The sequence below is a fragment of the Streptomyces sp. NPDC002888 genome, from assembly GCF_042888465.1.
Lineage (GTDB): Bacteria > Actinomycetota > Actinomycetes > Streptomycetales > Streptomycetaceae > Streptomyces.
This window is the reverse complement of record NZ_JBIAPU010000002.1, coordinates 402,722-417,887: the sequence shown is the minus strand read 5'-3', so window position 1 is coordinate 417,887 and position 15,166 is coordinate 402,722. Positions and strand designations below refer to the sequence as shown.

15 protein-coding genes and 1 pseudogene are annotated in these 15,166 nt (G+C 69.5%); 9 read left to right on the top strand and 7 right to left on the bottom strand.

Annotation, left to right across the window (positions count from 1 at the left end):
* The first annotated feature begins 44 nt into the window (after positions 1–44).
* The 3 genes from ACFYWX_RS04850 to ACFYWX_RS04840 all read left to right on the top strand — a co-directional run bounded on the left by ACFYWX_RS04850 (position 45) and on the right by ACFYWX_RS04840 (position 3,316).
* Positions 45–1,166, top strand: coding sequence for a sugar ABC transporter substrate-binding protein (locus tag ACFYWX_RS04850; protein WP_389422516.1), 1,122 nt, complete (start codon positions 45–47; stop codon positions 1,164–1,166).
* A gap of 72 nt (positions 1,167–1,238) precedes the next feature.
* Positions 1,239–2,018 (top strand): ATP-binding cassette domain-containing protein, encoded by a 780-nt coding sequence (locus ACFYWX_RS04845; RefSeq protein ID WP_389422515.1) that lies wholly within the window; start codon positions 1,239–1,241, stop codon positions 2,016–2,018.
* Positions 2,009–3,316, top strand: coding sequence for a sugar ABC transporter permease (locus ACFYWX_RS04840; RefSeq protein ID WP_389422514.1), 1,308 nt, complete (start codon positions 2,009–2,011; stop codon positions 3,314–3,316). Before ACFYWX_RS04845 ends, ACFYWX_RS04840 begins: the two co-directional genes overlap by 10 nt.
* A gap of 46 nt (positions 3,317–3,362) precedes the next feature.
* On the opposite strand, the gene ACFYWX_RS04835 is transcribed toward ACFYWX_RS04840, so the two are convergent.
* The 3 genes from ACFYWX_RS04835 to ACFYWX_RS04825 all read right to left on the bottom strand — a co-directional run bounded on the left by ACFYWX_RS04835 (position 3,363) and on the right by ACFYWX_RS04825 (position 6,334).
* On the bottom strand, positions 3,363–4,037 hold the full coding sequence (locus tag ACFYWX_RS04835; protein ID WP_389422513.1) for a GntR family transcriptional regulator: 675 nt from the start codon (positions 4,035–4,037) through the stop codon (positions 3,363–3,365).
* A gap of 129 nt (positions 4,038–4,166) precedes the next feature.
* Positions 4,167–4,895: an aspartate/glutamate racemase family protein gene (locus tag ACFYWX_RS04830; protein ID WP_389422512.1), complete on the bottom strand. Its 729-nt coding sequence runs from the start codon at positions 4,893–4,895 to the stop codon at positions 4,167–4,169.
* Between the two features lie 89 nt (positions 4,896–4,984).
* A complete protein-coding gene (locus tag ACFYWX_RS04825; RefSeq protein ID WP_389422511.1) occupies positions 4,985–6,334 on the bottom strand; it encodes a dicarboxylate/amino acid:cation symporter in 1,350 nt (449 codons plus the stop codon).
* A 120-nt stretch (positions 6,335–6,454) separates the two neighbouring features.
* On the opposite strand from ACFYWX_RS04825, the gene ACFYWX_RS04820 reads away from it, so the two are divergent.
* Complete coding sequence (locus ACFYWX_RS04820; protein ID WP_389422510.1) at positions 6,455–7,879, top strand: aspartate ammonia-lyase; 1,425 nt, start codon at positions 6,455–6,457, stop codon at positions 7,877–7,879.
* Between the two features lie 90 nt (positions 7,880–7,969).
* On the opposite strand, the gene ACFYWX_RS04815 is transcribed toward ACFYWX_RS04820, so the two are convergent.
* Both ACFYWX_RS04815 and ACFYWX_RS04810 read right to left on the bottom strand, forming a co-directional pair.
* Entirely contained in the window at positions 7,970–8,740 is a 771-nt protein-coding gene (locus ACFYWX_RS04815) for a DUF2637 domain-containing protein (RefSeq protein WP_389422509.1), read from the bottom strand.
* Between the two features lie 473 nt (positions 8,741–9,213).
* Positions 9,214–9,690 (bottom strand): ATP-binding protein, encoded by a 477-nt coding sequence (locus tag ACFYWX_RS04810; protein ID WP_389422508.1) that lies wholly within the window; start codon positions 9,688–9,690, stop codon positions 9,214–9,216.
* Between the two features lie 157 nt (positions 9,691–9,847).
* Between ACFYWX_RS04810 and ACFYWX_RS04805 the strand changes: the two genes are divergently transcribed.
* The 3 genes from ACFYWX_RS04805 to ACFYWX_RS04795 all read left to right on the top strand — a co-directional run bounded on the left by ACFYWX_RS04805 (position 9,848) and on the right by ACFYWX_RS04795 (position 11,991).
* Positions 9,848–10,762 carry a Scr1 family TA system antitoxin-like transcriptional regulator gene (locus ACFYWX_RS04805; protein WP_389422651.1) on the top strand — a complete coding sequence of 305 codons (915 nt, stop codon included), beginning with the start codon at positions 9,848–9,850 and terminating at the stop codon, positions 10,760–10,762.
* Positions 10,719–10,856: a DUF397 domain-containing protein gene (locus tag ACFYWX_RS04800; protein ID WP_389422507.1), complete on the top strand. Its 138-nt coding sequence runs from the start codon at positions 10,719–10,721 to the stop codon at positions 10,854–10,856. Before ACFYWX_RS04805 ends, ACFYWX_RS04800 begins: the two co-directional genes overlap by 44 nt.
* A gap of 271 nt (positions 10,857–11,127) precedes the next feature.
* Complete coding sequence (locus ACFYWX_RS04795; RefSeq protein ID WP_389422506.1) at positions 11,128–11,991, top strand: hypothetical protein; 864 nt, start codon at positions 11,128–11,130, stop codon at positions 11,989–11,991.
* Positions 11,992–12,172: 181 nt separating this feature from the next.
* Here the strand turns inward: ACFYWX_RS04795 and ACFYWX_RS04790 are convergent, their stop codons facing one another.
* Both ACFYWX_RS04790 and ACFYWX_RS04785 read right to left on the bottom strand, forming a co-directional pair.
* Entirely contained in the window at positions 12,173–12,769 is a 597-nt protein-coding gene (locus ACFYWX_RS04790; RefSeq protein ID WP_389422650.1) for a TetR family transcriptional regulator C-terminal domain-containing protein, read from the bottom strand.
* 168 nt (positions 12,770–12,937) lie between these two features.
* Entirely contained in the window at positions 12,938–14,347 is a 1,410-nt protein-coding gene (locus ACFYWX_RS04785) for a glycosyltransferase 87 family protein (RefSeq protein ID WP_389422505.1), read from the bottom strand.
* A gap of 204 nt (positions 14,348–14,551) precedes the next feature.
* On the opposite strand from ACFYWX_RS04785, the gene ACFYWX_RS04780 reads away from it, so the two are divergent.
* Positions 14,552–14,860 (top strand): trypco2 family protein, encoded by a 309-nt coding sequence (locus tag ACFYWX_RS04780; RefSeq protein WP_389422504.1) that lies wholly within the window; start codon positions 14,552–14,554, stop codon positions 14,858–14,860.
* Positions 14,861–14,911: 51 nt separating this feature from the next.
* Positions 14,912–15,166 (top strand): annotated as a pseudogene (locus tag ACFYWX_RS04775) (hypothetical protein); the annotation flags it as partial.

Here is a 15,166-nt window from a genome sequence, read left to right as displayed (position 1 = left end):
TCCCACTACGGGGCAAAATCGGTCGAAGTGCTAAGGAACCGAAGATGGGTCTCGGTGACGGCCTGGCGGTCGGGAAGCGTCGGTCCCTCGGGCGGGTGTCTGTGGCGATCGTGGTGGCGGCGGGTCTGGCGCTGTGCGGGGCCTGCGGTGGGGGTGATGGGGGCGGTGGAGGTGGTGACGGCAGTCTTAGCGTCGGGGTGCTGCTTCCGGGGGGTGGGGCCTCGCGGTTCGGGCAGTTCGACAGGCCCCTGATCGAGAAGAAGCTGAAGGAGCTGTGCCCGGAATGCCCGGCGGCGAGCGTCGCTGCCACGCCTGATCCGGCGGTGCAGCGGCAGCAGGTCGACGCCATGATCACCAGGGATGTGGATGTCCTGATCATCGCCGCCATAGACGCCGAGGCGCTGCGCCCGTCGGTCGAGGCCGCGGACCGGGCCGGTATCCCGGTCGTCGCCTACGACCGACTCGCTGAAGGACCGATCTCCGGTTACGTCACCTTCGACGGCGCGACGGTCGGCAGGCTTCAGGGCGAGGCGCTGCTGAAGGCCATGGGGACGAAGGTGCCCGGCAGCCAGATCGTCATGATGAACGGCGCCACGATCGATCCCAATGCCGGCTGGTTCAAGCAGGGATCGCTCTCCGTGCTCAAGGGCAAGGTGGAGATCGGCAAGTCGTACGACACCGTCGGCTGGCGGCCGGAGAACGCCTTCGTCAACATGGCCGGAGCCATCGCCGCCCTGGGCGCGGGCAACATCGACGGCGTTCTGGCTGCCAATGACAGCCTCGCCGGCGCCGTGGTCTCCGCCCTCAACGCCGCCGAGGTCAGGCCGCTGCCCCCGATCACCGGCCAGGACGCCGACCTCGCGGCCGTCCGTCGCATCATCAGGGGCGACCAGTACATGACCGTCTACAAGCCCTACAAGCCCGCGGCCGACGCCGCCGTCGAGATGGCCGTCGCCCTGGGGCGCGGCAAGTCGGTCGCCTCCATAGCCACCGGCACCGTCGACAGCGCCACCGCGAAGGACATCCCGGCGGTTCTGCTGCCCTCGGTCTCGGTGACCGTCGACAACATCAAGGACACCCTGGTCAAGGACGGTCTGTACACCGTCGGTCAGATCTGCACACCGAATCTCCGGTCCGCCTGCGACAAGGCCGGACTCACCCGATGACCCTTTCTTGAAGATCGAAGATCGTAGATCGAAGATCCGAGGCCGTTGCCCGAAGGCGAAGGAGGTGGGACCGTGCCGGTTCAGCCCCTGCTGGCGTTGCGCGGTATCTCCAAGCGATTCGCTGCCGTCCAGGCGCTGGTGGACGTCGAGCTGGAGATCAGGGCCGGAGAGGTGGTCGCCCTGATGGGCGACAACGCCGCCGGGAAGTCCACCCTGGTCAAGGTGATCTCGGGGGTGGGTCCCGCCGACAGGGGCGTCATCGAGTGGCAGGGCAGTGCCGTCCAGATCAAGCGTCCCCAGGACGCCCAGGTCCTGGGGATCTCGACCGTCTACCAGGACCTCGCGATGTGCGGCAACCTCGACGTGGTCGGCAATCTCTTCCTCGGCCGGGAGATCCACCGGTTCGGCATCCTCGACGAGGTGGAGATGGAGCGGCGCACCCGCGAGGTGCTGCACACCCTGTCCATGCGCATCCCCGGCGTGCGTGTGCCGCTCGCCAACCTGTCCGGCGGCCAGCGGCAGATCGTCGCGATCACCCGTGCGTTCCTCGGCTCGCCCAGGCTGCTCCTGCTCGACGAACCCACCACCTCCCTGGGCCTGGAGCAGACCAGTCAGCTGCTCGACCTCATAGAGGAACTGCGCGACCGGGGCCTCGGGGTGCTCCTCATCAGCCACAACATGGGTGACATCAAGGCCGTCGCGGACAAGGTCGCCGTCCTGCGCCTCGGGCGCAACAACGGCCTCTTCGACGTGAACACCACCTCCCAGGAACAGATCATCTCCTCCATCACCGGCGCGTCGGACAACGCCGTCGGCCACCGCCCGACCCGCCCGGAGGAGGTATGGCCGTGAGAGGGAGGCGGACCCGGGCGCACGCTGTCGGTGCGGCGCCCGCCGCCGGCCGACTCCGCCACCGACTCCGTGACCGACCCCGCGACGGACGTCTCAGGAACACCTCGTACGCCGGGCATCTCAGGACGTACGCCGGCGCCGTGCGCCGCAGGCTGCATGAAGGACAGCTCGGGCCGGCCCCGGCCCTGCTCGCTCTCGGTGTGACCTGGATGGTCTTCCAGAGCTTGAACGACAACTTCCTCTCGCCGCGCAACCTGTCCGTCCTCAGCGTGGACATCGTGGGGACCGGCATGATCGCCGTCGGCATCGTCTTTGTGCTGCTCATCGGCGAGATCGACCTGTCGGTGGGCTCGCTGGCCGGCCTGTCGGGCGCGCTGTTCGCGGCGCTGAACGTGAACCTCGGGATGCCGGAATGGCTCGCCGTGATCATCGCGGTGCTCTCCGGTGCGGCCGCCGGGGCCGTCCAGGGGTTCTCCTTCGCCAAGATCGGCGTACCCGCGTTCGTCGTCACCCTCGCGGGCCTGCTGGCCTGGAACGGCCTGATGCTCTACCTGCTGGGCACGGAGAGCTCGATCAACTTCAGCGAGGACGGGCTGGTCGCCAAGCTGACCAGCCGCTACTTCGACTCCGCCGTCGTCACCTACGGCCTGGCGGCGCTCGGCACGGCCGCGTACCTCCTCGTCTCCTTCCACGACCGCAGGCGCCGCAGCGTCGCCGGGATGCCGTACCGGCCGGTGGGGGAGATCTGGGCGCGTACGGTCCTCCTGGCCGTGGTCGCGTTCGCCACCGTCTACATGCTGGGCCGGTTCGAGGGCCTGCCGCTGGCGCTGCTGATCTTCCTCGGGGTCGTCGTGGTCTCGGACCTCTGCCTGCGCCGCACGCCCTACGGCCGGCAGGTCCTCGCCCTGGGTGGCGGTGAGGAGGCGGCGCGGCGGGCCGGTGTCGATGTGGCGCGCGTACGGATCTCGGTGTTCATGGTGTCGGGGACCCTGGCCGCGGTCGGCGGGCTGTTCGTGGCCTCGCGGCTCACCTCGGCGAGCCAGGTGCCGGGCTCCGGCATGCTGCTGATCAGCGCCATCGCCGCCGCCATCATCGGTGGTACCAGCCTGTTCGGTGGACGTGGCTCGACCTGGTCCGCGCTGGTGGGGGTGCTCATCATCCAGTCGATCGCCTCGGGCATGGCGCTGTTGGGGGTCGAACCCCCGGTCCAGTTCATGATCACCGGTGGGGTGCTGTTCGCCGCGGTGGTCTTCGACTCGTTGGCGCGGCGCGCCGCTCAGTCGCGCTGGCGCGCCTGAGGGATGTCGGGTTCCGGTTGGTCTGCGCCTGCTTCCGGCTGGTCGCTCACTCGGCGAACTGGTTGGTGTCGAAGAGCTGGTTGATGTGTCCGCCGAGTGCGGACCAGTGCTGTCCGGAGAGTTCGGCGGCGGCGCGGGCATCGCCGCCGGCGCAGACGTCGACAAGTCGGTCGTGGTGTTCGATGGTGTTGCGGCCGCCGAGCAGGGTGGAGAACTTGCGGTAGAGGATGCGGTGGATCTGCGGGTGGAGCTGCTCGACGATCCGGCTGAGTACGGGGTTGTCCGCGGCCGTGATGGGGACGGCGTGGAAGCGGTCGTCGGCGGCGAGCGCGGCGGTGGTGTCGTTGGCGGCGACGGCCCGTTCGAAGTCACGGTTGGCCTCGCGCATGCGCTGGAGGTCCTGCTCGGTCATGACCGGAACGGCTGTTTCGATGGCGAGCTGGTCGAGGGAGTGCAGGACGGCGAGGGTCTTTTCGACGTCGCGGCGGTTGAGGGTGGTGATGCGGGTGTAGACGCCCGGCTTGGCCTCGACCAGGCCGATGTCGGCCAGCCGGGCGAGCGCCTCACGCACCGGGGTTCGGCTGAGCCCGAGCCGCTCGGCCAGCTCACCGTCCTTGACCTTCTCGCCGGGTACGAGTTCGCCGCGCACGATGGAGTCGCGCAGGCGGTCGAAGACCTCGTCACTGAGGAGGCGGCGGGAGACAGGGCTGTCGAGTGACATATTGCGTACAGTACATCGCTCTCTCCTCATCTTGATCGCCTCATCTTGATCGCCTCATCTTGATCGCCTCCTCTTCATCGCCTCGCCCGGATCGCCTCGTCCTGGTCGCCTCGTCCTGGTCGCCTCGTCTCAGTCGGCTGCACCCTCGGTTCCTCTGGCCCGGCGGACCAGGGCCTGGGCCAGGATCAGGGCAGGGTCGATCAGGGGGACGTCCACGGCGTCGGCGGGGAGGCCGAGGGGGATTTCGGTGCAGCCGGCGATCACCGCCTGCGCGCCTTGTGCGGTCAGGCGTTGTGCGGCGCGGGCCAGGAGCGCGGTCGTCGGGTCGTCGCGGGCGCCCGCTTTCACCGCGCGGATGGCGGCCATGACCTCGCGGTCCTGAGCTTCGGCATCGGGCAGTACGAGGCGGATCCCGGCGCGGTCCAGCCACTCCTGGTACAGGCCGGCTCGGACGGTGCCGCTGGTGGCGAGCAGTCCGGCGGTGTGGACGCGGGGGCTCAGCGTGGTGAGATGCCGGGCGACTTCGCCGATCATGTGGACGATGGGCAGGCCGACGTGGTGGGCGATGCGCGGGACGAAGGCGTGCGCGGTGTTGCACGGGATCGCGATGACCGTGGCGCCGGCCTCACGCAGGACGCGGCTGCCGTCGAGGAGCCAGGGGGTGGGGTCGGGGCCGTCGCCGAGCAGGGCCTCGGTGCGGTCGGGAATGGTGGGGTCGGACCAGATGACCGCCCTGAGGTGGTCCTGGTCGCTGCTGCCCGGGGTCGTCGCCACCAGCTTGGCGTAGAAGTCGGCGGTGGCTGCCGGGCCCATGCCGCCCAGGATCCCGATGATCTCGGTGGTGGCGCTGGGGGGCACGGGGGCGGTGGAGCCAGTGGAGGCAGTGGAGGCAGTGGAGGCAGTGGAGGCAGTGGAGGCAGTGGAGCCAGTGGAGGCAGTAGGAGTTCTCACGGTGCCGTGTCCTTCTGCAGTGCCCTGGTCTCGTGAGCGGGCGGCGAGGGACAGGGGGCTTCGCGGCTGTCCAGGCCGGCACGTTTGGCTTCGCGGCGCTTCTCGGAGCTGTCGACGACGGCGGCGGCGAGTGAGTTGCCGATGACGTTCACGCCGGTGCGGGCCATGTCGACGATGAAGTCCACGCCGAGGAGCAGGGCGACGCCTTCGGCGGGCAGGCCGATGGAGTTGCCGGCGGCGATGAGGACGACGATGGAGGCGGAGGCGACGCCGGCCATGCCCTTGGAGAGGATCACCAGCACGCCGACCATGAGGAGCAGGGCGGGCAGTGAGGTGTCCGTGCCGTAGGCGTTGGCGAGGAAGACCAGGGCGGCGGCCTGGTAGAGGACGGAGCCGTCGGTGTTGAAGGAGTAGCCGAGGGGGACCACGAAGGAGGTCGTCGACCGGCTGACGCCGAACGCTTCGAGCTTGCCCATCAGCGGGGCCAGCACCGACTCGGAGCTGCGGGTGACGAAGGCGATCCCGGCCAGCCCGGCGATCGACTTCAGCAGGTCGACGTAGCGGATGCGGTAGATCGCGGCGATGAGGGGGAAGAGCACGCCGATGACGATGGCCAGGCCCGCGTAGACCACGGCGATGAAGCCGATCAGGCTGCGCAGGTTGCCGAAGCCGTAGTGGGCGACGTCGTAGGAGATGAAGCCGAGCACGCCCAGCGGCGCGATGCGGATGACGTAGCCGACGACCTTGAACATCACCGCGGCGACGGAGTCCAGCAGTGAGGCGAAGGGGTCGGACTTCTCCCCGATCGCGGCCATCGCGACGCCCACGAGCAGGGCGAAGACGATCGCGCCGAGCAGGTTGCCCTCGCTGAACGCCGCGAAGATGTTCTTCGGTACGGCGTGCAGGAGCAGTTCGTGGAAGTCGATGCCCTGCTCCAGGCCTGCCACGTCCTGGGCGTTGCCGGTGTGGACGGGGGCGCCCTTGCCGATGTCCGTGAGCTTGGCCAGGCCCACCGCGATCAGCAGGATGACGGTGGTGACGAGCTCGAAGTAGAGGATGGCCTTGCCGGCGATCCGGCCGACCTTCTTGACCGACTCCATGCGGGCGATGCCCAGCACGATGAGGGGGAAGACCAGGGGCAGGACGACGACCTGCACCAGGTTCAGGAACACCTCCCCCAGGATCTTCATCTGCTCGCCCGCCGACGGGGCGAGGGTTCCGATGAGGGCTCCGAGCCCTACGGCGATGATCGACTGGACTCCGATCGGTATCCGGAGACGTCGCTTGTGCGCGGTGTTCGGGGGGTTCGAGGTGTCGGCGGTGTCGGCGGTGTCGGCGGTGCTCATGGGACCTCCTGCCATATGCAATATATTGCGTTCTGCGTGTTGGGCGGTAACACTGAGCCCGGAGGCAGTGGCCTGTCAAGGGGTCCCGCCCAGGACGAGGACCAGGACGAGGAGCATCAGATGGCGCGGTCCACACGCAGAGAGCACGACCTGGTGGGAGACAAGGAGGTCCCCGCGGACGCCTACTACGGCGTGCACACCGTGCGGGCCGTGGAGAACTTCGCGATCACCGGGTCGACCATCGCCCAGTTCCCCGAGCTGATCGCCGCGCTCGCCGCGGTCAAGCAGGCCGCCGCGAAAGCCAACCGCGACCTCGGCCTGCTTCCGCCGGACCTCGCCGAAGCGATCATCGGCGCGTGCGAGGACATCGGCGCCGGACGGCTCGCCGACCAGTTCGTCGTCGACCCCCTCCAGGGCGGGGCCGGCACCTCCACGAACATGAACGCCAACGAGGTCATCGCCAACCGGGCCCTGGAAATCCTCGGCCACCCCCGCGGCTGCTACGAGGTGATCCACCCCCTCGACCACGTCAACCTCGGCCAGAGCACCAACGACGTCTATCCGACCGCCGTCCGCCTGGCCCTGGTCGCCTCACTGCGCCGGCTGTGCGACTCGCTACGGGCGCTGGCCGCGGCCTTCACCGCGAAGGCCGCGGAGTTCGGCGACGTGCTGAAGATCGGCCGCACCCAGCTCCAGGACGCCGTCCCCATGACCCTCGGCCAGGAGTTCACCACGTACGCCGTCATGATCGAGGAGGACCGCCGGCGTCTCACCGAGGCCGCCGCCCTGCTGCTGGAGTCCCACCTCGGCGGTACGGCGATCGGCACCTGCATCAACGGCCACCCGCGCTACGCCGAGCTCGCCCGCACGTACCTCGCGGAGCTCAGCGGCGAACCCGTCCGGCCCGCGGGCGACTTCATCGAGGCGACCCAGGACTGCGGCGCCTTCGTCCAGCTCTCCGGCGTCCTCAAGCGCGTCGCCGTGAAACTCTCCAAGACCTGCAACGACCTGCGCCTGACCTCGTCCGGCCCCACGGCCGGGCTCGGGGAGATCAACCTGCCACCGGTGCAGGCGGGTTCGTCGATCATGCCCGGCAAGGTCAACCCGGTGATCCCCGAAGTCGTCAACCAGGTCGCCTTCGAAGTCATCGGCAACGACCTGACCGTCACCATGGCCGCCGAAGCCGGACAGCTCCAGCTCAACGCCTTCGAACCCGTGATCGCCTACAGTCTGCTGCGCTCCCTGACCCACCTGCGCGCGGCCTGCGACACTCTGGCCACCCGCTGTGTCCCCGGCATCACCGCCAACCGCGAACACCTCCACGACACGGTCCACCACTCCATCGGCCTGGTGACCGCGCTCGCCCCTTACATCGGCTACGCCGCCGGCACCACCCTCGCCCGCCAGGCGCTGGCCACGGGCCGCACCGTCAAGGACCTCGCCGCCGAAACCGGCCTGCTCACCGCCGCCCAACTGGAGACGATCCTGCGCCCCGAGAACCTCACCGGACGCTCCGCGAAGCCCTCGGCGGCAGCCGCTCCGTGACACACGTCCTGCGCGCGGCACCTCACCGGACACCTTGCGGCGGGGCCGGATCCGCGGCGCAGGAGTGGACGTCCTGCACCGCTCACCGTGCTACTGCCGGTGGCGGGGCGGACCCTGTTGCGGCGGCAGAGTCAGTGTGATCTGTCGGACAAGTTGTTGGAAGCACGCCAGGGACGCGAGGGATGGCAGGGCGGCTCCGGCGATACCGGTGAAGGTCCTTTCGGCCTGAGCCACGCACAGCATCATCGCCACCGACGAGAACAGCAGAACGATGAACCACGAGTGCAGAGCTCGGCGCCGATGCAGGGCAGTTCGCAGGATGGAGAGAGAGGCCACCATCCAGGGGCCATACACGAGAAGAGGCCACCAGGGAATCACCCCGCTCTTCGTACCGGCCGTGATGTTCAGCAAAGGCCCGTAGGCCACCATGCCGCCGAAGACACTGACCATCGCCACGATGACGGCAACGAATGCGACGATCACGAAGCTGCCGGTCTGCAACCACTTGAGACGCAGTTTCCGGACTCGCATCTTCCGATGTCCGGCAGCGGAACGTCGGAGAGGAGGCAACTGGGCGGTGATCTGCGCCAGGTTCTCCATCGGGTCGGTGAAGTCGACGCCGGGCGACGGCTCGCTGCGAGGTGGCGGCACGGTGGCCGCCTGCTCCGCCGGCACAGCCTCCTGCAGGAGGTAGGCAAGTTCCTCTCCCGGGTCCCAGCCCGAGTCGGGGGGCACCAAGGGGACCCCCGAGTACAGGGTTTCGCTGGGACTACCGTGCCCACCGGTGCCTGTCCCGAAGGGGTATGCGTCGGAATACCATTCACGCCTCGCGAAGGAGGGGTCCGCATAGTCGTGATTCATGAAAATCCTCCCCCGTCACACGCGGTCGGCGTGGCAGCCGGGGTTTCCCTGGCCGTTCCACCGCCGATTGAGTTCCTCCTGGGCCGCTTCCAGAAGCGTGAGGAACTCACGGAGCAGCGGCTCAGTGACCTGGGGTTCGGCCCGTGCACCGCCCCCGTGCAGGGTTCCACGGCCGTCAAGCGCCAAGTAGGCCGCTTCAGGCCCGTAAGCGTATTTCCCGACTGCCACATCACGGATGGCAGACATACCATCTTTCCCCGCGCCTCGGCGGGGCAAGCCGTGGAACCTTGGTTTCGTCATATCCCGCTAACTCCGCTCCCTCTCCTCCAGATGCGCGGCAAATGAGTGACCCTGGCGCAGACGGAAACGTTGATCAGAACCTTTTTTCATTAGTGTCATCCGCGTGATGATTCGAGTGAGTTGTCTTCTCAAATATTCTTGAGCGGCAAATAGGATTCGCCGCCAAGCACCAATCACAGCGGAGCGGCAACGGACACCTCCGCCCACACCGTCTTGCCCACCGGGTGACGAGGGGTCGACCCCCAACGCACCGCCAGAACGTCCACCAGGAGCAGACCGCGGCCCGACTCGCCGTCGGGACAGGCCGAGGGAGGGACGGCGGGCACTCGCTTCTCGGCGGCCGCGTCCGCCACCTCGATACGGACCAGACCCGCCGCCGGGTCGAGGGTGAGCCGGAGACCGAAGTCCCGTCCCGCGACGCGGCCATGCCGTACGGCGTTCGCGGCGAGCTCTCCGACGACGAGCGCGACCACGCCCGACGCGTCCGACGCCGGCGGGTGCCCCCACTCCTCCATGCGCCGCACGGCGAGGCGCCGAGCGAGCCGTGCGCCTCGCGGTGAAGAGGCGAACCGCGCTGTGCACACACCGCTTCGCGGTTCGTCTCCCTGGATGAGCGTTCCTGTCAGCACGGCCTGTCCGTCCTTGTCCATCGAGCCCGGGGACGTCCCACGTTGTGCGTGAGTCGTCACGTTCCGTGCTCAAGACTCGTCGGCCCGCCCTACGCTCGAAAGGTGACGCAGCCTTACTTTTCAGCCCGTAAGGAACGGAAGTGACGCTTTGGCCAACGGAATTGATCCCAGTACGTCGATGGCGGCGCTGTTCGGAGCGCGGGTACGCAGGCTCCGCACCGCGGCCGGAATGACCCAGGCCGACCTCGGCCAGAAGACACACGTGGTGAGCACCCGGATCACCCAGATCGAGCGGGCCTCCGGGGCGAAACCCACGCTGGAGCTGGCACGGGCGCTGGACGCGGCCCTCGGGGCGGACAACTTGCTCGTCGAGCTGTGGCCGTATGTGTACCGGGAGGCGTTTCCGGACTGGTCGCGGGCGTTCATGGCGTACTCGGAGCGGGCGGTGGCCATCAGGCAGTACGCAGCCCACTTGGTCCCTGGCCTGTTGCAGACCGAGGAATACGCGCGGACCGTTCTGAGCGTGGGTACGACGCTGAGCAGCGAGGAGCAGTTGGAGGAGCGGCTCACCGCTCGTATGGGACGGCAGAACCGGCTCGGATCGCCTGGCCGACCTGAACTGTGGGCGGTCCTCGACGAGGCCGTACTGAGACGCCCGATTGGCGGCAGGACTGTGATGCGGGACCAGTTGGAGCGACTACTGGAGTCGGCGGCAAGCTCTCATGTCACCGTGCAGGTACTGCCGTTCGACCAGGGCGAGCACGACGTCATGGGCGGTTCCCTGACCGTGTTGACGATGCCGGACGGATCGGAGATCGCCTACACGGAAGGCGCGCACTTCGGCCAACTCATCGAGGAACCAGCCGAGGTCAGGAAGTTCGCGGTCACCTACGATCGGCTACGGGCGGCAGCCCTGCCCCCACTCATGTCGCTCGACATGATCCGATCCGTGATGGAGGACAACCACCGTGAAGCGAATGTCCCGTCCCGATCTGAACGGCGTCGTCTGGCGCAAGAGCAGCTACAGCAATCAGGAGGGCGGCGACTGCGTGGAGGTGTCGGACGGATTCACGGACGTCGTGCCCGTCCGTGACAGCAAGGCCCCGAGCGGTCCCGCCCTGTCCTTCGAAAGCGCCTCCTGGGCGGCTTTCATAGGGGAGTTGAAGGCCTCGCATTACCGCGTCTGAGGCGACCAGGTTCCGGTCACCGCCCGCGTTCCGGGGTCCCCGGTTCCTCGTACGCGAGGGGCCGGTGGGCCACTGACCTCCTCAAAGAACCGGGGAAAGAACTACCCGCCCACCCACCCTCCCGGTTCGCATCACCCGTCCGAGTGACCGGCTTGCAGGCGCGGGATACGGGCGGTTACGTTCGCCGCGACAACCGCAAACAGATACGGCCCCCGGCCGGGACTGGCATCCCGAACGAGGGCCTGACCAATCAGGAAGTACCGCCTTCCCAATGGCTGACCCGCAGTCTAACGCGCGCCTGCGCGCCGACGCCGGAGCACCGACCTCCGGCGTGATCCACGTACGCACCCGCCTCACGGCCGACTTCACCGTGATCTCCAACGCCCTCGCGCAGCGACGCGGCAGCGCGGTCACCATCGGCGTCGCGGCCTACATCCTCTCCCTGCCGGACGGCTCCCCCGTGAGCATCGCGGCCCTGTGCGAGCACTTCACCGAGGGCGAGATCCTGATCTCGCGGGCCCTCAGGGAGCTCGAAGCGGCCGGATACCTGGAACGCCGCCGCGAACGACTGGCCACCGGGCAGATCCGTACCCGGACGTACTTCTACGACGTCCCCGGCGGCGATCCGGGCCCGGACGGGCCTCCCGAGCCACCGAAGCCGCCTCGGCCCCGCAAGCAGCCCGCCGCGCCCGCCCCTGCTGAAGTCACCGCAACTTCCGTGACCGTAGGGGAAGACCCGGTGTCGCTCACCGACGCCGACCCCCAGGCGATCGCCGTACTGTCCAGGCTGCGCCGGGTCGACCCCCGCCTCGTCCTGTCCGTGCGGGAGGCCGCTCGCCTGGCCCCGGCCGTCTCCCAGTGGCTGGCAGCCGGTGTCGGAGCGCCCGAGATCACCGAGCTGCTCACCACAGGGCTCCCCGACCGCCTGCTGGTCCGCCCGGCAGGCATCCTCGCCTTCCGCCTCCGGGAAACCCCCCTGCCCGCACCGCCACCGCTCCCCCTCCCCCAGATCACGGACCGCCCGTCCGTACAGCCCTTCCAAACCTGCGACGGCTGCGACCGCGCCTTCCGCGCACCCCACCCCGGACGCTGCAGGGACTGCCGAGACGGGGGCCGTCTCCGTGCGGCCGGCTGAGGCGACCGGCAGCTCCGCAGCACCGAGGTTGGCGGATGTGTGCCAGACGTGGGCGCCGTTTACCAGGGGATTTGCCGCTGGCGGTGGCACGGATCTGCCAGTTGTCCGGGTCGTACGCAGTCGTACGCAGTCGTTCGCAAGGGGGCGACGCGCTGTGCGCCCCTGACGTCCCGTAGCCGAGTCAGTCGGTGCTGGGCAGTGCCGCGTCGAGGAGGGCACCCAGTTCGCGGGACACCGTAGTTAGGGCGCGGGTGTCCTGTTCGGCGCGGGCGATGAGGATCGCGCCCTCGATGGAGCTGATCATGAGCGTGGCGAGGGGCTCGGTGCGGGTCTGGGGGACGCCCATCTCGGCCAGGGCGCGGGAGACCGGGCCGGTCCAGGTGGCGAACGCGGCGGACGCCGCCTCACGGGTGGACTCGGTGGATTCCGCGCAGTCCACCGTGGCGGCGGCCACGGGGCAGCCGCCCGCGAAGCCTGTGGTCTCGTACTCGTCGGTCCACTGGCGGACCATCTCGGCGAACAGCCCGCTGGGGGTCGGTTCGGGCAGCGCCGCGAGGAAGCGGGCGACGCGGTTGCCCGCGTAGCGGCCGGCCCAGCCCACCGCCTCGTTGACCAGCTGTTCCTTGCCGCCGGGGAAGTAGTGCTGGAGCGAACCGCGCGGCGCGTCGGCGTGGGCGGCGACCTCGCGCATACCGGTGGAGGCGACACCGTCGCGCCGTATGAGCTGGGCCGCGCTGAAGACCATCCGCTCGCGCGGGCCTCGTTCGGGCGCCGCCATCCTCGACCTCCGCATGCTCGAACCATCCGGGGCTCACTCTATGACTGCCGTCATAGCGGCGGCTACCGGGCACCCCGCCCGGTCATCTCAGCGGCAGGCACAGCGCCGCGAGCAGGGCGACGACCGCCAGGACCGTGACCCGGATCAGGTGCTGCCTGTCGTGTTCAGTCACGGGCGAGCACCCCCCTGCGCCCCCGGCGCTCCCTGCGCTCCCTGCGCCGCCGGGCGGCGGAACCAGGTCGCGAGGATTAGCGGGTAGACGAGGTAGCCGAAGCGTGTGGCCGGGATCAGGCACATGGCCAGGCCCAGGCCGAGGGCCAGGCGGTCGGCCGCCGCCACGACGGTTCGGGGCGGGCGTACCCGCAACGACACCGCCACGGCCACGGCGGCTGCCGCCAGGGCGGCCAGTGCGAGGAAGGAACCGCCGGGGACGTATGTGGCGAGCAGGTACCCCGGGAGAGTGCTCGTCGCGGGCGACTGGGTGCCGCCCTCGCCCAGGGGGAACAGCACCACGTGTTCCAGGAAGGCGTGCGGGTCGGCCAGGGCGGCCGGGACCACGGCCGCGGAGGCCAGCAGGAGGGCCGTCACTGCGGCGCGTACGGCCGCCCTGCGCCCTGAGGTGAGAGCCAGCAGGACCAGGCCCACCGGCAGCAGCGGCCACGCTGTCCACTTCAGAGCGGCCGCCGCGCCCATCGCCAGCCCGGCCGCCATCCCCTTGCCGCCCCGGCCCGCCAGCGCAAGGCTCAGGCACATCAGACCGATCACCGGCAGGTCGACCCCGCCGACGGCCAAGGGCAGCGCGACCGCGGGGAAGGCCGCGAGGAGGGGGACGGAGGCGAACGTACGACTCGCTCCTCCCGCCCCGCGTCCGCATTCCGCCAGGCCCATCAATGCCGGGCCCTTCGACGCCAGGCTCGTCGACGCCAAGCCCCTCGACGCCAAGCCCCTCGACGCCAGGCCCATCGACCCCAGGCCCCTCGACGCCAAGCCCCTCGCCGCCAAGCCCCTCGACCCCAGGCCCCTCGCCGCCAAGCCCCTCGACGCCCCCCGCATCGACGCCAAAAACGCCGCGCCGAACCACACGCGGGCGTCCGCCAACGCCGTGTCGCCCAGGAGTGCGTGGGGGACGCCGAAGAGTGCCATGCCGGGCAGGTACGGGTTGTAGTCGTCGACGTCGGTCGGATGCGGGACGTAGGGGCTGCCCGAGTTCAGGAGCAGGCTGCCCGCGTGCTCGACCACGTGGACCTCCGACTGCGCGGCGCCCACTCCGATCAGGATCAGCAGCGGCAGGGCGACCGCTCCCACGAGGGCGGCGACCGGAGCGGTACGGCTGCCCCAGTCGCGCGGTGACCGGCGGGCGAGCACGGCCGCCGTGGCGTAACCGACCGACGCGCAGGCGCCCCAGACGCGGTGCGGGGTGAGGGTCGTGAACAGGGCCAGCAGCATCGCGAACATCGCGCAGCCCAGCCAGTACAGGGCGTCCCGGCGCAGGGCCCGTACGGGCACCGTCAAAGGGGCAGCGACGGGTGTTTCGACGACCGGTGGTGCGGCGAGGGGAGGAATCGACTGGACCGACATCAACGCGCTCCTGGGCGAGGGGAGCTTTAATCTCGCGTCCCACCCGGCTCGTCCGCCTCGGCCGTTCGGCCACCCTTCGCCACCCGAAAGCGGGACGGTCGGCCTTTCGGACGACCCACGACGACCCTCGTTCCACCCAAGCCCGGGCGTGCCTCAGCCGACACCTGTAGAACTGAGGGAGGAGCGCGCTCTGGGGAGGGCAGTGTGATCGAACTCGCGGAGATGATCCGGCAGTTGAGGCACGAGTTGAACGCCGCGATGACGGACGGGGCGGGCGGGCCGGTGCGGTTCGAGCTCGGGCCCGTCGAGGTCGAGGCGACCGTCGCGGTCGACCGGAAGGGCGGGGCGGCCGGCAAGGTGCGGTTCTGGGTCGTCGAGGCGGGCGCCGACGGTTCCACGGGGACCCAGCGCACGCATCGGATCAGCCTCACCCTGCAACCGAAGCTGGTCGCCCCCGACGGCACCCGCCACACGGTGCTGATCTCCGGGAACGAGGTCGACGATGAGCGCTGACCGACACGCCGCCCGGGCCGTACGCTGGTCGGCACGATCAGGACGAACTCGATGACGGTGGCGGGCGATCGGGAGGTCACGGGGGTGGAAGGGCGCAGCCCTGCGCGGGTTCGCAACGAGCTGGTGGCCGAGGTCGTCAACGTGCTCCAGGAGTCGGACGCGATGCGGCACACGCACAGCGCCGACCTGGTGGTGAGCATGCTCGGCCAGGAACTGGGCTCCCCGGTGGAGCTCGCACGCAACGAGAAGCTGCGGCCGCAGATGTTCCAGCTCGTCGAGCAGTGCGCCCGGCTCCCGGAGGGGATG

Coding starts and splice junctions, on each gene's coding strand:
- ACFYWX_RS04850 (WP_389422516.1), top strand. CDS start 45: ATGGGTCTCGGTGACGGCCTGGCGGTCGGGAAGCGTCGGTCCCTCGGG.
- ACFYWX_RS04840 (WP_389422514.1), top strand. CDS start 2,009: ATGGCCGTGAGAGGGAGGCGGACCCGGGCGCACGCTGTCGGTGCGGCG.
- ACFYWX_RS04835 (WP_389422513.1), bottom strand. CDS start 4,037: ATGTCACTCGACAGCCCTGTCTCCCGCCGCCTCCTCAGTGACGAGGTC.
- ACFYWX_RS04825 (WP_389422511.1), bottom strand. CDS start 6,334: ATGAGCACCGCCGACACCGCCGACACCGCCGACACCTCGAACCCCCCG.
- ACFYWX_RS04820 (WP_389422510.1), top strand. CDS start 6,455: ATGGCGCGGTCCACACGCAGAGAGCACGACCTGGTGGGAGACAAGGAG.
- ACFYWX_RS04815 (WP_389422509.1), bottom strand. CDS start 8,740: ATGAATCACGACTATGCGGACCCCTCCTTCGCGAGGCGTGAATGGTAT.
- ACFYWX_RS04810 (WP_389422508.1), bottom strand. CDS start 9,690: ATGGACAAGGACGGACAGGCCGTGCTGACAGGAACGCTCATCCAGGGA.
- ACFYWX_RS04805 (WP_389422651.1), top strand. CDS start 9,848: ATGGCGGCGCTGTTCGGAGCGCGGGTACGCAGGCTCCGCACCGCGGCC.
- ACFYWX_RS04795 (WP_389422506.1), top strand. CDS start 11,128: ATGGCTGACCCGCAGTCTAACGCGCGCCTGCGCGCCGACGCCGGAGCA.
- ACFYWX_RS04790 (WP_389422650.1), bottom strand. CDS start 12,769: ATGGCGGCGCCCGAACGAGGCCCGCGCGAGCGGATGGTCTTCAGCGCG.
- ACFYWX_RS04785 (WP_389422505.1), bottom strand. CDS start 14,347: ATGTCGGTCCAGTCGATTCCTCCCCTCGCCGCACCACCGGTCGTCGAA.